This window comes from Streptomyces sp. NBC_01446, from assembly GCF_026340095.1.
Lineage (GTDB): Bacteria > Actinomycetota > Actinomycetes > Streptomycetales > Streptomycetaceae > Streptomyces > Streptomyces aureus.
In genome coordinates this window covers 3,918,271-3,935,099 of the sequence record NZ_JAPEPO010000001.1, presented here as the reverse complement: position 1 = coordinate 3,935,099, position 16,829 = coordinate 3,918,271, and the positions used below count along the sequence as shown (strand labels likewise).

Here is a 16,829-nt window from a genome sequence, read left to right as displayed (position 1 = left end):
GGAGCCGACCGCTCAGACCCCCGCGCCCGCAAGCCCCTTGGACACGTCACCCGCGTCCGCGCCGCCGCCCCGCCACACCGTGCCGGCCGCCGCCTCCGTGTCCAGCGTGCGCAGCAGGGCGTCGTCGATCTCGTGCAGGGAGCCGACGAGGTGGCGTACCCCGGTCTCTCGCATGAGCTCCGCCTGATGGCTGTGCTCGAAGGTGCTGGGGTGGCCGATGAACGGCACGTCCAGCGCCCTGGCCGTCTCGGCGACCCGCGCCACGTCGTCGATGAACAGCACCTCGCCGTGGTCGAGGCCGAAGTGCGCGGTGATCTCCTTGAGGCCGGGCCGCACCTCGTTCGTGCAGATGTACTGCGGCTCGGCGAACAGGTGGGCGTACGCGCCCAGATGCTCGTCGAAGTGCGACTTGTCGAGCCCGCCGTAGCAGACGAAGGGCAGGCCCGCGGCGCGCAGCCGGTCGAGGAGGCCGAGCGCCCCGTCCATGATCTCCACGGGGTGGTCGGCGAGATAGCCGGCGCGCTCCTCGAAGTACGCCTGAAGAGCCTGCGGGCCCGTCATGTCCTGCGGCACCGACTCCGCCATGGCCTGCCCCGCGACGGCCTGGCGCTGGGAGAAGACCCGGCGCTCGACGTCGGCCGAGTACACGCCGCCGCGGCCGGTGACGAACCGGTGGATCAGCGGACTGAACGTGTCGTTGAGCAGCACGCCGTCGATGTTGACGGCGGCGAGCCGCAGCCGGCGAGGCAGGTCAGTCATCTTCGCTCCCCTTGTCGTGCGCGCCCAGGGTGGTCCACAGGGACTTCGCGCGCTCCTGGCTGTTCTCGATTCGGCCGAGGGTCCGGTCGGTGGCGACGCCGGGCAGCAGCAGCTTCCACATGTTCACCGTGCGCCGCGGCAGGTCGGCCCGCTTGGAGACGACCTGCGCGTACTCCTGCATGCCGGTGCACGCGCCGACGACGAACTCGGCGAGCTCGCCGGGTTCCACGTGCTCACGCAACTCGCCGCTTTCGCGGGCCACTTCGAGACACTCCTCGAAGCTGCGCGCCCAGACCGCGTACGGGGAAGCGTCCTGGAGGCCGAAGCTGGCCTGTTCGCCCGTGAGGCGCACGCCCGCCCGCAGCAGCGGGTCGGCCTGGAGCGAGTGCGACCAGATGAGGGTGATGTCCACCAGGCGCTGGAGTCCGGTGGACGGCACATGCGGCTCGATGGTGGTGCGCTGGGCGTGCATGACTTCCAGCGCGAGGTCCTGCTTGTTCTTGAAGTGGAAGTAAAGAGCCCCCGCCGTCACACCCGCCCGCTGGAGAATCTTGTTGATCCCCGCGCCGGCGTAGCCGTACTCGTCGAAGACCTCGGCCGCAGCCCTCAGAAGCTGCTCCCGGGTCTGAACTGCGCGTTCCTGCTTCGGTGCTGCCATGCCACGTCCCGGTCTCGACAAAAAAAAGAACGCCCTCTATGTTACTGGCTGTGGCGCGGATCCGCTACCGCGTCGGGGGCAGCGCATGACAGCGCTCACTCACAGGGGGATCACTGATGAACGACATGGCTTCGACGATCACTTCGATACCTGCTCGCGTCACCAAGGAACTTGTCCACAAACACGCCGCCTCCCAGGTCCTCCTCACGGACCTCAAGCGCATCGGCGACGACGAGTTCCTGATCACCGCAGACTGGACGGACACCGGCCGCCTGATGAGCACCCAGGACAGCCGCCGCGACGACGCGGTGCTGCTCACCGAGACGATCCGGCAGACCTTCCCGCTGCTCGCGCACGCGGGTTACGAGGTCCCGTTCGGCCACCACCTGCTGTGGGACGAGTACCGCTACGCGCTCGGCCTCGAGGCGCTCGGCCGCGGCGGCGCCGGCGGCAGGCCCCAGCTGCACATCAAGTGCTACGACATCGTGCGCCGCCGGGGCGTCGTCTCGGCGCTCTCCCTCGACATCACGGTCCTGCGTGACGGCGAGCAACTGGCCACCGCGCACACCCGGTTCGACATCCAGCCCGCCGCGATCTACCGGCGCCTGCGCGGCGCCCGCGGCGACGCCCTGGAGATGCTGGAGCTGGCCCGCAGCCGCCCGCTGCCGCCCCCGGTCTCCGGGGCGAGCGAGGAGTTCCGCGACGCCGTCCTGTCACCCACCGACGAGCGCGACCGCTGGCAGCTGCGGATCGACACGCACCACCCGATGTACTTCGACCACCCCAGCGACCACGCGCCGGGCATCCTGCTCCTGGAGGCGGCCAAGCAGGCGGCCCGCGCCGTGCGGCACCCGAGGGCGGGGATCACCGAGGCGATGGAGACCGTCTTCCACCGCTACGTCGAGCTGGACAGCCTGTGCCGGGTGGACGCGCAGCCCCTGCCGGACGACCAGCAGGGCCGCGCCCGCATCCTGGTGACGATGCACCAGGAGGACAAGCTCTGCTTCACCGCGCTGGTGTCGGTCGCGAAGGCCCCGTCCGGCCGATAGCCCGGTCGTCCCCGGCGGCCGCACCCGGCCCGATCCCGGGCAGCGTGCGGCCCCCCGCCTCCGTGACATGGGCCCCGAGCACCAGGTCGTCGCCGACGGCCACCGGGTGCCCCACGGAGCGCAGCAGATCCAGGTCGGAGGCGTGGTCGCCGTAGGCGGCGGCGCGCGGTGCGGACACCGCGCGCCGCGCCATCAGTTCCCGCGCCTGGCGGCCCTTCTCCGGGCCGATCACGGGACGTTCCAGATGTCCGGTGAAGTGGCCGCCGACGATCTCCGGCTCGCTGCACAGGATCTCGTCGGCGCCCAGGAGCCGCGCGACGGGTTCCAGACACGGCCTGAACGAGCCGGAGACCAGGACGATCGTCGTGCCCTCGCCGCGGTGCCGGCGCAGGGCCTCGACCGCGGGCGGGTGCAGGAGCGTGCCGCCCGCGAGCTCCGCGTCGAACCAGGCGCGGCCGTGCGCGAACACCTCCTCGGCCGGCCGTCCGGCGAACAGCCGGTAGTACTCGCGGTTCGTGTCCCTGCGGGACACCCCCGCGGCGGACCTGGCCCGCAGGTCGCCGGCCGCTCCGGCGTACGCCGACGGCGGCAGCCCGCGCTCCCGGAAGTGGAACTCCAGGAATCGGAACATGCTCTTGACGGTGATCAGGGTCTCGTCGACGTCGAAGAACGCGATGTCGATGGCCGAACCGCCGCTGCTGTCAGGAGAGATGGGGACATCCGGCATGTGAGCCGCCTTCCGTACGGGGGCTGGGGCGGGGTGTGTGGGGCCGCCGGGTCAGGCCGCGACCGCGGCGGGAGCGGGGGCCGCGGCACGTGCCGTCAGATACGCGCGCACTCCCTTGCCGGCCGTCTTGCGGCCCAAGTGCTGTGCGGCGACGAGCTGTTCGAGCAGTGCGGCGGGCGCCGGTGTCCACAGGGACGGTTCCGCGTGGAGCCGCCGCTGCACCTCCAGGGCCACATCGGCGCCCACGGTGTCGAGCAGCCGTACGGGACCGAGCGGCTGGCCGCCCACCGACTTCAGCGCCAGGTCGAGCGTCGCCGTCGTGGTCTCACCGGCGTCGAGGAGGGCCAGGGCCTCGTTCAGATACGGGAAGAGCAGGGCGTTGACGATGAACCCGGCCCGGTCGCCGCACTCCACCGTCTGCTTGCCGAGCCGCTCGGCCACGGCCCGGGCCCGGGCGAGGGTGTGCGCGCTGGTGCGCTCGCCGGGGACTAGCTCCACCAGCGGCATCAGCGGCGCCGGGTTGAAGAAGTGCAGGCCGAGGACGTGCGCGGGCCGGCCCGCGGTCTCCGTGCAGGCGCCCACCGGCAGACTCGACGTCGACGTGGCGAGCAGCGTGTTCGGCGGGCACACCTTGCCCAGCTCGGCGAACAGCCGCCGCTTGACCTCCAGGTCCTCCACGACGGCCTCGACGAGGATGTCCGCGGAGGCGAGCACGGAACGGTCGCTCGTCGCGGTCCAGGAGGCCGGCCCGGTCTCGTCGGAACCGACATCTGTGGAGGCGGAGTTGCGCTGGAGCGCGAAGTCGATGCGTTCGGCGGCGGCCGCGGCCTTCTCCTCGGACCGGGCGAGCAGCGTCGTGCGGAACCCGCCGCGCGCACACGCCTCGGCGATCCCGGTGGCCATGGTGCCCGAGCCGATGACGACGACGTTGCGTCCGGGCGGGGCCGTGGGGTGGACGGTCCGCCGCTGGGCGGCCCCTTCCCCGTAACGGTGGAAGCCGCGGCCCGACTTGGCGCCGAGCGCGCCCTGCGCGACCAGTTCGTCGAGGACCGGGGCCGGGGCGCGCAGGCCGCCGCCGAGGTCGCCGAGGCGGGCGAGGACATCGCGCGCCGTGTCCAGGCCGATCGCGTCGAGCGCGGCCAGCGGCCCGTCGCTCCAGCCGCAGCCGAGCCGCACCGCCGTGTCGACGTCCTCGGCGCTCGCGTACCCGTCGTGGACCATCCACGCGGCCTCGTTGAGGAGGCCGAGGAGCAGCCCCGGCGCGAGGGAGCCGGGCCGGTCGCCGACCTGATGGGCCTTGATCCCGGCCGCCGTGAGGACCTCCGCGACCCTGGCGGCCGCGGCGTCCCCGGCACGCGGGGCGCGGGCCAGCTCCACGGTGTCGAGCGCGTCGGAGCGCAGGAAGCGCAGCGCGAACAGGTCGGGTCCCGCGGCGTCCTCGAGGTCCCCGAGCGGGGTGGTGAGCGCGGTGGTGAGGACGGGCGTCCCGGGCCGGCGCTGCTCGCGCAGGGAGGCGAGCACCGCCCGTTTCAGGGCCGGGGGTTCCGGTACGGCCTCGATGACCAGGTCGGCCGAGGCGACGCCGGCCGGGAAGCGGGTCAGGGTGCGCGGGCGCTCCCCGGGGCTCAGTCGCAGGGCCCTGACCAGGGCCGCGGGGTCGTCGTCGATGCCTGTGACGCGAAGCCCCGCGCGGGTCAGGCGGCGCGCGAGGGCGAGCCCGGTGCCGCCCAGGCCGACAACGGCCACGGTGAAGGGCGGCGGCGCGCCCTCGGCGGAGGGAACGGAGTCGGTGGTGGGAGTGGTGCGGGGGTGGTCGGCCATGGTGCTGCTCCTGCCTTCGCGGGTGGGGGCATCAGTAGCGGCTGCCGGTGGCGGCGGGCGCGGCGTCCAGGTCGCGCAGGTCCTGGAAGGTGAGGCGCAGGCCGGCCGCGGCCAGGTTCGCCGTCAGATAGCGCAGCTGCTTGGTGCCGGGGATGGGGACGACGTGGTCGCCCTGGGCGAGCGTCCAGGCGAGCGCGACCTGGGCGGCGGTGGCGCCGTGCCGGGCGGCGACCTCTTCGACCGCGTTCACGATGCGCAGGTTCGCGGTGAACGCCTCGCTCTGGAAGCGCGGGTTGGTGGCGCGGAAGTCGCCGTCCTCGAAGTCGTCGGGCCGGGTGTAGCGGCCGGTGAGGAAGCCCCTGCCCAGGGGTGCGAAGGGCACGAACGCGGCGCCGTTGGCGGCGCACCACGTGGCGATTCCGGTGTGCGGGTCGAGCGGTTCGCGGGTCCACAGGGACAGTTCGGACTGGACGGCCGCGACGGGATGCGCCGCGTGGGCGGCGGCCGCCTCCGTGGGGGTGACCTCGGAGAGGCCGAGATGGCGGACCTTGCCCTGTCGCACCAGGTTGGCCAGGGCGCCCCAGGATTCGGCGAGCGGGACTTCGGGGTCGACGCGGTGCAGGTAGTACAGGTCGATGACGTCGACGCCGAGGCGGCGCAGCGACGCGTCGGCCGAACGCCTGATGTGCTCGGGGGAGCCGTTGCGGCTCAGGGTGCGGGTGGTGAGTTCGTCCACGACGATGCCGGTCTTGGTGGCCACGACGGCGTCGTCGCGGCGCCCGGCGAGGGCCCGCCCGACGAGGGTCTCGTTGTGGCCCGCCCCGTAGGCGTCGGCGGTGTCGACGAGGAGGGGGCCGGCGTCGAGGGCGCGCCGGATCACGTTCACCGAGGCCGCGTCGTCGCGCAGCGACTCGGCGTAGCCCCAGCTCATTCCCATACAGCCGAGGCCGACGGGGGTGACCTCGAGGCCGGTCGTGCCGAGCTGACGCGTCTCCACGCGAACTCCCTTGTCAGTAGAGGTGTGTGGGGGTGGTGCCGGGCCGGGGCGCCGGTGCCCCGGCCCGTTCAGGCGGCGGTGAGGACGAGGGCGGCGTTGTGCCCCCCGAACCCCAGCGACGTACTCGCGGCGACCTGGATCCTCTTCTGCCGCGCCTGGCCCGTCACCACGTCGATGTCGACGTCGATCGAGGGGTCGAGCGAGTCCACGTTCGCGGTGGGCGGCAGGGCGCCGTGGTGCAGCGCCAGCGCCGTGTACGCGGCCTCGACCGCGCCGGCCGCGGCCAGCGTGTGCCCGGTGACCCCCTTGGTGGAGGTCACCGCCGCCCGGTCACCGAGCACCGAGTGCAGCGCGCGGGCCTCGGTGAGGTCGTTCATCGGGGTCGACGTGCCGTGCGCGTTCACGTGCTCCACCTCGTCGGGGAGCACCCCCGCGTCGTTGAGGGCGTCCCGCAGGGCTCGGGCCAGTCCCGCGCCCTGCGGGTGGGGCGCGGTCGCGTGGTGCGCGTCCGACGTCGCGCAGAACCCGGCGATGTCGGCGTAGCGCCGCGCGTTGCGGGCGGTGGCGTCCTCGCACCGTTCGAGTACGAGGATGGCCGCCCCCTCACCGGCCACGAAGCCGTCCCGGTCGTGCGCGAAGGGACGGGACGCCGCGGCCGGGTCGTCCGTGCGGGACGACAGGGCGCCCATGCGGGACAGGCCGTTGAGGGTGCCCGGGCTGATCGCCGACTCGGTGCCGCCGGCGAGGACCACGTCGCACAGGCCGGACAGCAGCCACTCGCGGGCGGTGCCGATGGCGGACGCCCCGGAGGCGCAGGCGGTCGCCGTGACGAGGCTGGGTCCGTGGATCTTCTGGTCCATGGCCACGTACCCGGCGACCATGTTGACCATCCCCATCGGGATCATCAGCGCGGACACGTCGTCGGGTGTGCCCTCGAAGTACGTCCGCAGCTGCTTCTCCAGGGTGGCGACGCCGCCCAGCGAGTTCCCGATGACGACGCCGACGCGGGTGCCGTCCCAGGACCCGCAGTCGAGCCCCGCGTCCGTGACGGCCTGCCGCGCGCTGACGATGGCGAGCTGGGCGAACCGGTCGAGCTTCCAGGCGTTGCGCCGGCCCAGTTCGGCCGTGGCGTCGAAGCCGGGGACGCGGCAGGAGATGTCGACCCGTTCGCCCTTGAGCTCCGGGTCGGTGGTGGCGGCGGACACGCCCGACAGGACGCGCCGCCAGTTCTCGTCGACGCCGATGCCGGCGGGGGTGACGAGGCCTATACCGGTGACCGCGACTCCGCGGCCCCGGGCCACCCCGCTCATGCCTGGTCCGCCTTCGCGGCGATCACGGCGACGGCTTCGTCGAGGGTGAAGGACGACTTGAGCTCGCCCTCGACCAGGACGATGCCCATCTCCTTGCGGAGGATCAGGCTGAGCTCGACGAGTATCAGCGAGTCGATGTCGAGCTCGTCGAACGTGGCGCCCGAGAGCAGTTCCGCCTCGTCGAGGCCGAACTTGTCGCTGATGAGGCCGGAGACCTGGTGCTTGAGGGAGAACTCGACGGAAAGAGCGGTCATGACTGACTCCTGAATTCTGTGAAATGGGTGGTGTGTGCGGTGAGTTGAGGCTTTGGGGGCCATGGGCTACGGCTGCGTGACCGGTTCGATGTCCGGCCAGACCAGCGCGGCCGAGCCCCAGGTGAGGCCGCCGCCGAAGCCCGTGAGGACCACGCGGTGGCCCGGTACGAGGTCGCCTGCGGCGGCCGCGTCCGACAGGGCGAGCGGGATCGAGGCGGCGACGGTGTTGCCGACCCGGTCCAGGTTCACCACGATCTGCTTCTCCTCCAGGCCCAGCTGCTCGCCGACGGCGTGCAGGATGCGGACGTTGGCCTGGTGCGCCACGACCTTGTCCAGGTCGGCGGGCGTCCAGCCGACGCGGTCGAGGAGGCGCTGCGAGGACTCGCTCATGTTGATCACGGCCTCGGTGAAGACGGGCCGCCCCTCCATGGCGAAGTACTGGTCGCCCTCGGCGGGCGGTTCACCCGTCGAGCGCTGGCGGGAGCCGCCGGCGCGCACCGTGATGAGGTCGGCGCCGCCGCCGTCGCTGCCCAGGTCGAAACCGAGGAGCGCGCCGGGTTCGCTGGACTCGCCGGCCCGCAGGACCACGGCTCCCGCGCCGTCGCCGAAGATGGCGCGGGTCGTGCGGTCGACGGGGTCGAGGATCGTCGAGAAGGTGTCCGCGCCGATCACCAGGGCCCGCCGGGCGACCCCCGCCGTGATCATGGAGGCGGCGGTGGCCAGGGCGTACACGAACCCGGTGCAGACCGCCGCGACGTCGAACGCGGGGACCGTGCCGAGCCCGAGCCGGTGGGCGACGCCCGGCGCGGTGCCGGGGCAGGGGCGGTCGGGCGTGCTGGTCGCGAGGACCACCAGGTCCACGTCGGCCTCGGTGTCGTTGTCATTGCCCGTCCTGCGGGCCGACTCCAGGGCGCGCTCCCCGGCCGCGACGGCCAGGTCGGAGGTGGACTCGCCCGGCGCGACGACGTAGCGCAGGCCGATGCCCGTACGCGTACGGATCCACTGGTCGGACGTGTCCAGCTGGGCGGCGAGTTCCTCGTTGGTGACGGCGGTCGCGGGCAGCGCGCCGCCCAGACCGCAGACCACGGCGGCGCGGCTCATGAGGCCAGCTCCTCGACCTCGTGGGCGGCCGGCGCGGGCTGCGCGGGCACGGTCCGTACGGGACGCGCCATGGCCTTGAAGGAGCTGCCCGCCCGGCGCAGCGCCGAGCGCACCTCGGCCGGTTCGGGCGCGGTCAGTGCCGCGATATGTCCGTCGGGCCGTACGAGTACGGCCTTGGGGTCCTTGCCCAGGAGCGGGGCGAATCCCGGCCAGGCGGAGATGTCCCGCACGTGAACGCCCTCGGGCGCGGCGGCCGTCAGCGCTTCCCGGCCCGCCACCCAGCCGGAGTCCTGGCGCTCGCCCGCCCACAGCAGCAGCGAGAGCCGCGCCGGGTCGATCGAGGGCCAGCGGTCGGCGCCCTTCTGGGGGGTGCCGTGCGCGGCGAACACGGGGAGGCGGTCACCGGCGCGGACCTTGCGGGTGAGGCCGGGCAGCGTGTCGCGCAGGGACTCGGCGGGCCGGTAGCTGACGTCGTGCTGCGCCATCAGCGGGGCGCCGAAGCGCTGGAGGAGACCGGTGCGCGAGGCCAGGCGCAGGGCGCCGTCGCGGGCCGCTATCTCGTGGCGCCGCTTGAACAGGCCCCAGCTGGTCTGCTTGGCGGTGGTCAGGACGATGCGCTCGGCGGCCAGGTGCCGGTCGGAGTCGTACGTGTCGAGGATGCCCGGCTCGAACAGGCCGTTCACGACCCCGGCGAGCTTCCAGGCGAGGTTGACCGCGTCCTGGATACCGGTGTTCATGCCCTGCGCGCCGGCCGCGCTGAACACATGGGCGGCGTCGCCCGCGAGGAACACGCGCCCCGCGCGCATCGTCTCGGCGACCCTGCGCCGGGCCCGGAAGATCGTCGACCAGTCCAGCTTGCCGACCAGGCCGGGGCGCGGCGAGCGCTCGTCGAGGAAGTGCTGGAAGAGTTCGCGCGGCGGGCTCTGCTCCTTGTCCCAGTCCGGCACGCTGATCGCGAGCCGGAACTGCCCGTTGCCGAACGGCGCGATGCCGAGGGCGCCGGTGCGTGAGTAGCAGTAGACGAGCGAGTGGGGGTCCATGTCGCCGTCGACCGGACCGTCACCGATGGCGAAGAGCACGTCGTTGCCGGTGCCGAGGAGCTCGATGCCGGCGAACTCGCGGACCGCGCTGCGGGCGCCGTCCGCGCCGATCACCCAGTCCGCCTCGATCTGCTCGACACGCCCCTCGGCGCCCTCCACCTCGGCGACCGGGCGCGGCCCGGACGTGTCGAGGCCGGTGAGCGTCCCGAACTCGATCTCGCCCCCGTACGCGGCGAGCCGGGTGCGGACGACCTCCTCGGTGGTGTCCTGCGGGATGACCACGCCGAACGGGTACGGGGTGTCGGTCAGCCGGCTCATCTCGATGGCGCCGATGGCCCGCTTGTCGGAGTAGTACTGCACGGAGTCGAGGCGGTTGCCCGCGTCGACGACGCCCTGGGCGGCGCCGATCCGGCCGAGGAGCTCCAGGCTGCGCGGCCAGACCACGCTGGCCCGGGAGTGCTGGACGGGCCCGGCGGCCGAGTTGTCGATCAGTCTCACCGGGACGCCCTGGCTGAGCAGTTCGGTGGCGAGCACCAGGCCCACGGGGCCCGCGCCCACGACGAGGACGGGACGTCGTCCGCCGGGGCCCTCGCGCAGAGGGATCGTCATGACAGGTGTGCCTTTCGTCGAGTAGGTGGCTACGGCGGTCAGGGGCGGTGCACCACGACGGCGCTCCAGGTGAATCCCGCGCCGGCGCTCAGCACGGCGGCGTACTCGCCGCGTTGGAGGCGGTACGGGCTCGCGCCCGCGGACAGTGCGGTCAGGTTGGACAGGAGGTCACCCGCGCCGAGGTGCCCGGTGCGGTCGCCGAGGTCGGCGACCGGCGCGTTCGTGACCTCGGCGACGGCCGGCCCGTACACGTCGCGGGCGGTGGCCCGGCCGAGCCTCGGGAGCAGTACGGTGCGCAGCTCCCGCTCGCCCCGGCCGATGCCCGCGTCGCGCAGTGCGTCGGCGAGGACCTCGCTGGTCTCGCGCCGCAGCCGGCCGAGGAACTCCGGTTTGCCCTGCGTGGCGAGGAAGGCCTTCTTGGTGCGGCGCACGTCCACGGCGGTGCTGCTCGTGTGCGGCGCCGGGTGGAACGCGCCGGTGTCGCGGTGGGCGGTCTCCAGTGCGGGGACGGCCCGGGTCCGCAGGGCGCGCAGGGTGAGCGCGCCCTCCGGTACGTCGTCGGCGGTGGCGGCCCGTGCGACGACGGCCGCGGTGGCGCCGTCGCCGTACCAGACGCCGTAGTCGCCGGCCCAGCGGTCGAAGCCCGGCCGGGCGAAGCGGTCCGCCGTGGTCACGAGGACCGGTGAGCCGCCGCCGTCGGCCGCGATGCGGTCCACCGCGGTGCTCAGGGCGGCCGCCGCTCCGTTGCACATCTGCTGGATGCCGGTGGGGATCGCTCCGTGAGCGCCGGTTCCGGCCGCCACGTAGTGGGCGGGCGACCAGAAGTCGTGGCCCTGGTAGTAGGTCCAGGCGTGCAGGGTGGCCGACAGGTCCCCGGCCTTCGCACCGACCCGCGACAGCGCGCGGTGCGCGGCCCGTACGGCCATCTGCGGCGCCGACTCGTCGCCGGACACGGGCAGTTGCTCGTACCCCATGGCGTCGGCCTCGGAGGCTGTCACCCGGCCGTCGGCGAGCGCGTCGACCGTCTTCTCGGCGGTGGGCGGCAGCCACTGGGCGGCCGACAGCCACACGTGGCCGGGGATCACAGGCACTCCTCCCCCTCGGGCAGCGCGGTGACCGCCGCGGACGTCGTGGTGTGCATCCGGCCGGAGGCGATGACGTCGCCGTCCTGCACGAAGTCGATGTAGAAGGTCCGCAGGTCCGGCAGCATCAGGCTGAGGTTGTCCTCGTGCGCGTACGGCTCGGTCTTGCGGATGTGGACCGTGGTGGGCGCGTCCAGTTCGGCGTAGCGCATGAAGTCGAAGTCGAAGCCGGCGACCGTGGTGCGGCTGACGGAGGCGCCCCACAGGTCGGAGACGCCGAGCAGGCACAGCTGGCGGGCGGCCTCCATGAGGACCATGCCGGGCACGTGGTCCTGGCCGTGGTCGAACATGCTGCGGTTGTCGAGGGGGATCCGCACCGTGGCGTGCGCGTTGTCGGTGTTGACGGTGGCGGAGGCGAGGACCACGTTCGACGGGGAGCTGCGGCCCACGAGGTGCGGGGCCACATAGGCGTTCTCGCGCGGGATGTCCTTGAAGGGGACGAGTGGCCTGCCGCGGCCCTGGACGCGCACGGCGTCGTAGACCTCGGCGGGTATGTAGCCCACGTCCATCCTGACGAAGCCGAGGCAGCGCTTGGCCAGCTTCATGTCGATGCCGAACGTCAGCCGGCGCACATCGCCCGGCGTGCCGCGTCGGTTGCTGGTGCGCACCGAGATCCGCAGCTCGCCCGGCGTCTCCTCCTCGGGCAGGGTGAGCAGGCCCGGCAGCTCCATGGACCAGGACCGCAGCAGGAACTTGCTCTTGCGCGACACCCCGGCGAACTCGTGCCCGCCGTACGTTTCGGCCTGCCGGCAGCACTCCAGGAGCAGCATCGGGTCGGGGGCACCGAGCCGCGAGGTGTGCTCGGTGTAGTAGGCGTGGGACGGGGGGAGCTGGGCCGCGGCGAGGTAGTCGTCCTCGCCGGTCTGCCGGCTGTCCGTCAGGAAGACCTCGGAGAGCGCCCAGCGGTGGAGAAGGGAACGGTCCACGGTGCGCATGAATTCGAGGTTCGCGGCGCCCGGCAGGCAGGTCTTGACTGCGGGGGATTCGGCGGTCTCGGTGTTCATATTCGTCCTCCTGATGCGGCGCGAGGCGAGCGGGGAATTCTCCCGAACTCCGGGATTTCCTTTTCTCTTTCCTCGCTTGATTCCATTGTCGAGGGGGGTGGCAAAGCGTTCACTAAAGGCGGCCTCAAGGGGCCGGCCGACCTGGCTCAGGCCGCCCAGGCGAGCGGGCTGCGGTAGCCGTCGGCGGGCCGGTCCCACGCCGCGCGGGCGGGCACCACGGGGGCGTCCTCGCCGGCGTCGGCGCGTGAGCGCAGCGTCGCGGTCAACACCGCTACGAGCGCGGCCAGTTCATGGGGGCTCGGGTTGCCGCGCACCACGTGGAACGCGGCCTCCCGCAGCACGTCGGAGCCGCTCGCGGCGCTCACAGCGGGGTGATCCCGTGCTTGCGCTGCGGCAGCGCGCGGTGCTTGGTGCGCAGCATGGCCAGCGACCTGGCGAGCACGGCCCGGGTCTCGCCCGGCTCGATGACGTCGTCCACGAGGCCGCGTTCGGCCGCGTAGTACGGGTGCATCAGCTCGGCCTTGTACTCCTTGACCATCTGCTCGCGCATCGCGGCGGGGTCGTCGGCGGCGGCGATCTGCCGCCGGAAGATGACGTTGGCGGCGCCCTCGGCGCCCATCACCGCCACCTCGTTCGTGGGCCAGGCGAAGGAGAGGTCCGCGCCCACGGAGCGCGAGTCCATCACGATGTACGCGCCGCCGTACGCCTTGCGCAGGATCAGCTGGATGCGCGGGACGGTGGCGTTGCAGTACGCGTACAGCAGTTTCGCGCCGTGCCGGATGATGCCGTTGTGCTCCTGGTCGACACCCGGCAGGAAGCCGGGCACGTCGAGCATCGTGACCAGCGGGATGTTGAAGGCGTCGCACACCGACACGAACCGCGCGGCCTTCTCGCTGGCCTTGATGTCGAGCACGCCGGCGCTGGACATCGGCTGGTTCGCGACCACGCCGACGACGTGCCCGTCGATCCTGGTCAGCGCGCACACCACGTTGTTCGCCCAGTCGGGCTGGATCTCGAAGTACTCGCCGTCGTCGACGGTCTCCTCGATCACGGCCTTCACGTCGTAGCCGCGGGCCGGGTCGGCGGGCACCAGGTCGGCGAGCGCGTCGGTGCGCCGGTCCGGCGGATCGTCGGTGGCCACCGCGGGCGGCGCCTGCCGGTTGTTCGACGGCAGGAAGGTGAGCAGATAGCGCACGTCCTCCAGGCAGGACACCTCGTCGTCGTACGCGAACGCCGACACACCCGAGACCGACGCGTGCACGTCCGCCCCGCCCAGTTCGTCCATGCTCACGCGCTCACCGGTGACCGCCTGCACGACGTCCGGGCCTGTGATGAACATCTGCGCCACACCCCGCACCATGAACGTGAAGTCGGTCAGCGCCGGCGAGTACGCGGCGCCTCCCGCACACGGCCCGAGGATCACGCTGATCTGCGGGATCACTCCCGAGGACAGCGCGTTGCGGCTGAAGATCCCGCCGTATCCGGCGAGCGCGGTGACGCCCTCCTGGATGCGGGCGCCGGCGCCGTCGCAGAGGCTGACCAGCGGGGCGCCGGACGCCTCGGCGAGGTCCATCAGCTTGTGGATCTTCGCCGCGTGGGACTCGCCGAGCGCGCCGCCGAAGATACGGAAGTCATGCGCGTAGACGAAGACCTGACGGCCCTCGACCGTGCCCCAGCCCGTGATCACCCCGTCGGTGTGCGGCCTGCGCTTCTCCAGTCCGAAGCCGGTCGCGCGATGCCTGCGCAGCGGCTCCAGCTCCGTGAACGAGCCCTCGTCCAGAAGGAGTTCGATGCGTTCGCGAGCCGTCAGCTTGCCCCGGTCGTGCTGTGCCCGGGTCGCCCGCACCCCGGGTCCCGCGTGGACCTCGGCGCGCAGCCGGCGCAGCTCCTCGACGCGCACATGCACGCTGTCGGGCCGCTCCGGCTCACGCTCCCCGGAGATGTCCGGGCTTTGTGCGACGGGTTTCTCGACCACAGTGGTCATGCCATGTCCTCCCATCCGACCGGCACCCGAATGGCGCCACCCGGGGAAAAGGATTCGGGGCGGGCGGCAATGCGCGACTCAAGGCCGGGAAAAACAGCATTCCTTTTCCACGCCTTGAGCGGGCAGGCCGCACGATGCATACCGACCGCCACCGGAAGGGAAGATCATGACCACGCACCTCCACGAGTCGTCCGACTCCTCGCCGCGCTACGCCGTCCTCTTTCCCGGACAGGGAGTTCAGCGGCCCGGGATGGGTGAACCCTGGCGCGCCACCGAGTCCTGGGAACTCGTCGAGTCCGTCTCGCGCGCCTCCGGCTTCGACGTCGCCGAGCTGCTGCTCACGGCCGACCAGGAGACGCTGTCGCGCACCGACCACGCGCAGATATCGGTGTTCACGGCCTCCCTGCTCGCGTGGTCGGAGCTGCGCAGGCGCGAGTCGGACGCCCGCGTCGTGGCGGTCGCGGGCCACAGCCTCGGCGAGTACACGGCGCTGGTCGCGGCCGGTGTCCTCTCCGTCGCCGACGGCGCCTGGCTGGTGGGCGAGCGCGGCCGTGCCATGGCCGAGGTCGCCCGGCGCCGGCCGGGAGCGATGGCCGCCGTCATGGGCGGCGACGTCGACGAGGTCGCCGCCCTCGTCGACACCTTCCGGCAGGAGGGCGCGGACCTGTGGGTGGCCAACCACAACAGTCCCCAGCAGACGGTGATCGCGGGCAGCCGTACGGCGATCGACGCGGCGGCGTCACGCGCGGCGGACGCCGGCCTGCGCTACAGCGTCCTGCCGGTGTCGGCCGCCTGCCACAGCCCCTACATGGAGCCCGCGAGCGCGGCCCTGCGCCGGGCCCTCGAACTGACCCACTTCGCGGCGGGCGTGCTGCCGGTCGTCGCGAACGTGGACGCCCGCGCGCACTACGGCGGCAGCCAGTGGCAGGAACTCAGCACCCGCCAGCTCGTCAGCAGGGTCCGCTGGGTCGAGTCCCTGAACACGCTCCACGAGGAACTCGACTGCACCGCGTTCCTGGACATCGGCCCCGGCGGCACGCTCGCGGGCCTGACCCGCAGGGCGCTGCCGGGCGTGCCGGCCCACAAGTTCACGGCGCCCGCGCCACTGGCGGTGGCGGCGTAGCAGACACTTACGTCCGTACGTGCGCCGGTACGTGCGTCCGTACGCGCAGAGGCCCGGCCCGGGGGTCAGAACCCCGGGCCGGGCCTCGGTCGGTGCGGCGGAACTCAGCTGATGCAGAGAAGGCCGAGCACGCAGATAGGCTCGGGTGACGCCGTGCTGGGAGCGGGCGCGGGCGCCGTCGCCTGGTCCCCGCCGGACGACCCCGAACCCGTACCCGTACCCGTACCCGTACCCGAGCCGGAACCCGTCCCCGTGCTGCCGCCGGACTGGCCGGCCGATGCGGGCGAAGAGGTCTGCGGGGCAGGGGCGGCGGGCTCGGCGGTGTGCGCGGCGGCGGCCGGCGCGGCGGCGGCGTGCGGCGCGGCGCTCCGGGCCGGGGCGGCGTGGCGCGGGGCGCCGGTCGGTGCGGTGGACGCCGCCGGTGTGGGCGTGTTGGCCGGGCGGGCGTGGCGCGGGCCGGTGGACTTGTGCGCACGGTCGCTGCCGCTCCGCGAGGCCCGGTCGTCCGGGGTGTCCGTCGCGACGTCCGTGTTGGCCAGGGCCGGCGAGGTGGCGACCGGGTCCGGGGCCGCGGAGGCGTGCGTGCGGTCGGGGGCGGCGTCGTTCGGCAGCGCGGCGATGGTGAGCCCGCCACCGACGATCGCGACGGCGGTCGCGGCGACGGCCCGGCGCTTGTTCTTCTTCCACTGCGCCAGCTTCCGCCGCCGTGCGGCGCGGCCGCCCTGCGAAGCGGCCACGGGCGCCGGGGCGTCCACGGAACCGGCGGCGGCCTCACCGCCGGCGTCGGCCACGTCGAAGGCCTTGGCCGCGGAGAAGGGGTCGAAGTCGTCGAACGGCTCGGCGGAGCCGGAGGCGGCGTACGCCCCGGAGGCACCCGCGGGGCCGCCGCCGTGGCCACGGCCGGCGGCGGGGGATCCCCCGAAGAACGACGAGGAGGCCGAGGCCGAGGCATGTGCCGAGGGGACCGAGGACGAGGGGAGGGACGAGAGCGACGTCGTCGCCGGCGGGGCTATGTCCGGGGCGTACGCGCCACAACCCGGGCACACCAGCGCCCCGTTGAGGGTCCGACGGCAGGAGGAGCAGTAGTCCATTTCGATCTTTCTGTGGCTGACTGCGCCGCCGGGACGCCGGGCATTTGGTCACGTTCGCACGCGAGATCGAGCGGCCAGCAACGCTATCGACGCTTTCCGAAGGCGATGCGCGCACGGTGTGATGCTCCTGCGAAGATGTGTGACCGCTGTGACGGGAGGG

At 73.0% G+C, this 16,829-nt stretch carries 16 protein-coding genes; 2 read left to right on the top strand and 14 right to left on the bottom strand.

Translation table 11 applies throughout. The features are described from left to right. Window positions 1-12: 12 nt before the first annotated feature. Window positions 13-759 carry an HAD family hydrolase gene (locus tag OG456_RS17630; protein WP_266562086.1) on the bottom strand — a complete coding sequence of 249 codons (747 nt, stop codon included), beginning with the start codon at window positions 757-759 and terminating at the stop codon, window positions 13-15. Beyond that, on the bottom strand, window positions 752-1,417 hold the full coding sequence (locus OG456_RS17625) for a ScbR family autoregulator-binding transcription factor (protein ID WP_266562084.1): 666 nt from the start codon (window positions 1,415-1,417) through the stop codon (window positions 752-754). Before OG456_RS17625 ends, OG456_RS17630 begins: the two co-directional genes overlap by 8 nt. A 116-nt stretch (window positions 1,418-1,533) precedes the next feature. On the opposite strand from OG456_RS17625, the gene OG456_RS17620 reads away from it, so the two are divergent. Then, entirely contained in the window at window positions 1,534-2,466 is a 933-nt protein-coding gene (locus OG456_RS17620) for a ScbA/BarX family gamma-butyrolactone biosynthesis protein (RefSeq protein WP_266562082.1), read from the top strand. Here OG456_RS17620 and OG456_RS17615 read toward each other — a convergent pair. The 11 genes from OG456_RS17615 to OG456_RS17565 form a co-directional block, all read right to left on the bottom strand. After that, complete coding sequence (locus OG456_RS17615; RefSeq protein ID WP_266562080.1) at window positions 2,423-3,193, bottom strand: HAD family phosphatase; 771 nt, start codon at window positions 3,191-3,193, stop codon at window positions 2,423-2,425. The two genes, OG456_RS17620 and OG456_RS17615, sit on opposite strands and share 44 nt — an antisense overlap. Before the next feature lie 51 nt (window positions 3,194-3,244). After that, complete coding sequence (locus tag OG456_RS17610) at window positions 3,245-5,014, bottom strand: 3-hydroxyacyl-CoA dehydrogenase family protein (RefSeq protein WP_266562079.1); 1,770 nt, start codon at window positions 5,012-5,014, stop codon at window positions 3,245-3,247. A 31-nt stretch (window positions 5,015-5,045) separates the two neighbouring features. Then, the gene (locus OG456_RS17605) at window positions 5,046-6,011 is read right to left on the bottom strand and encodes an aldo/keto reductase (RefSeq protein ID WP_266562077.1); all 966 of its coding nucleotides are present in this window, start codon (window positions 6,009-6,011) and stop codon (window positions 5,046-5,048) included. Between the two features lie 68 nt (window positions 6,012-6,079). After that, on the bottom strand, window positions 6,080-7,321 hold the full coding sequence (locus tag OG456_RS17600) for a beta-ketoacyl synthase (protein ID WP_266562075.1): 1,242 nt from the start codon (window positions 7,319-7,321) through the stop codon (window positions 6,080-6,082). Next, window positions 7,318-7,575, bottom strand: a complete 258-nt coding sequence (locus OG456_RS17595) for an acyl carrier protein (protein WP_266562073.1) — start codon at window positions 7,573-7,575, stop codon at window positions 7,318-7,320. The genes OG456_RS17600 and OG456_RS17595 overlap by 4 nt, the downstream gene beginning before the upstream one ends. Window positions 7,576-7,641: 66 nt before the next feature. After that, window positions 7,642-8,676, bottom strand: coding sequence for a beta-ketoacyl-ACP synthase III (locus tag OG456_RS17590; protein ID WP_266562071.1), 1,035 nt, complete (start codon window positions 8,674-8,676; stop codon window positions 7,642-7,644). Further along, complete coding sequence (locus OG456_RS17585; RefSeq protein WP_266562069.1) at window positions 8,673-10,325, bottom strand: FAD-dependent monooxygenase; 1,653 nt, start codon at window positions 10,323-10,325, stop codon at window positions 8,673-8,675. The genes OG456_RS17590 and OG456_RS17585 overlap by 4 nt, the downstream gene beginning before the upstream one ends. 38 nt (window positions 10,326-10,363) lie before the next feature. Further along, the gene (locus OG456_RS17580; protein ID WP_266562067.1) at window positions 10,364-11,410 is read right to left on the bottom strand and encodes a 3-oxoacyl-ACP synthase; all 1,047 of its coding nucleotides are present in this window, start codon (window positions 11,408-11,410) and stop codon (window positions 10,364-10,366) included. Beyond that, entirely contained in the window at window positions 11,407-12,471 is a 1,065-nt protein-coding gene (locus tag OG456_RS17575) for an AfsA-related hotdog domain-containing protein (RefSeq protein ID WP_266562065.1), read from the bottom strand. The genes OG456_RS17580 and OG456_RS17575 overlap by 4 nt, the downstream gene beginning before the upstream one ends. Window positions 12,472-12,617: 146 nt before the next feature. After that, window positions 12,618-12,836, bottom strand: a complete 219-nt coding sequence (locus OG456_RS17570; protein WP_266562063.1) for an acyl-CoA carboxylase subunit epsilon — start codon at window positions 12,834-12,836, stop codon at window positions 12,618-12,620. Further along, window positions 12,833-14,455 (bottom strand): acyl-CoA carboxylase subunit beta, encoded by a 1,623-nt coding sequence (locus OG456_RS17565; protein ID WP_266562061.1) that lies wholly within the window; start codon window positions 14,453-14,455, stop codon window positions 12,833-12,835. The genes OG456_RS17570 and OG456_RS17565 overlap by 4 nt, the downstream gene beginning before the upstream one ends. Before the next feature lie 166 nt (window positions 14,456-14,621). Here OG456_RS17565 and OG456_RS17560 point away from each other — a divergent pair, with 166 nt between their 5' ends. Further along, window positions 14,622-15,578: an ACP S-malonyltransferase gene (locus OG456_RS17560; RefSeq protein ID WP_266562059.1), complete on the top strand. Its 957-nt coding sequence runs from the start codon at window positions 14,622-14,624 to the stop codon at window positions 15,576-15,578. Between the two features lie 104 nt (window positions 15,579-15,682). Here OG456_RS17560 and OG456_RS17555 read toward each other — a convergent pair whose 3' ends face one another. After that, window positions 15,683-16,669: a hypothetical protein gene (locus OG456_RS17555; protein WP_266562057.1), complete on the bottom strand. Its 987-nt coding sequence runs from the start codon at window positions 16,667-16,669 to the stop codon at window positions 15,683-15,685. Window positions 16,670-16,829: the final 160 nt, after the last annotated feature.